At 47.5% G+C, this 687-nt stretch carries 2 protein-coding genes; both read right to left on the bottom strand.

The annotated features are described in order from the left end of the window. A partial coding sequence (locus tag HK25_RS12360; RefSeq protein ID WP_198945992.1) for a hypothetical protein occupies positions 1 to 386 on the bottom strand: 386 nt, incomplete at its 3' end. Positions 387 to 395: 9 nt separating this feature from the next. Continuing rightward, positions 396 to 687: DUF2612 domain-containing protein (locus HK25_RS12355; protein WP_143296022.1), on the bottom strand; the 292-nt coding region annotated here is incomplete at its 5' end.

Here is a 687-nt window from a genome sequence, read left to right as displayed (position 1 = left end):
TCAGCTGTGCTGACCCAGAAATTCCCTGAACTGTCCGAGACAATTGCATATTTCTTATACCCCCCTGTTGCGGTAGCAAAGGATGAGTTGAAAGGGCTAATCTGTGACAATTTTAGAATAGCATTTGCAATGCGGTCTGAAAAAGTTGCAGCTGTATCAGCATCTGTCACATCTACTGAGAGATTGTCAGTCAGAAACTGAGCAACACCTGAAGAGACTGCCGCGGACTGTTTCCAGGTTTTATTCGCCTGTGCGGAAGAAGCCTGCCCAGATTCAACACCGTTTGCGTAAGTTCCTCCTGCCGCGAGTGCTGCGGCGTAGTCTGTATCAGACATGACATTAGGATCAGACCCTGCGGCCCATGGAAGGATTTTATTATCTGCCATTTATTGATCTCATTGAGAAAATTGGTAGGTCACAGAGACGCCGGCAGGTTTGAGGGGAAGATAGCCTCCCTCTATGACTGCTTTCATTACGGTAGAAATGTTGCCGGTTATAGTGAACGTAACTGCCATAGAGGTTTCGGAGGCGGATACAGTGCAGCCATCTGCCGATACAGCGTCGCTAAGAATTTTTAAGGCTTTAGGGAGGGTGCCATTAAACTTATTGCAGGCGATTTTAAGTTTGAGCAAAGTGCGGTACCGGTCATCAGAGAGAGTTGTGACCATATCTTCGGCATCACCTACC

The sequence above is a fragment of the Acetobacter sp. DsW_059 genome, from assembly GCF_002153695.1.
Taxonomy (GTDB): Bacteria; Pseudomonadota; Alphaproteobacteria; order Acetobacterales; family Acetobacteraceae; genus Acetobacter; species Acetobacter thailandicus.
Note: the sequence above shows the minus strand (reverse complement) of the source record. Positions and strands in the feature narration are given on the sequence as shown.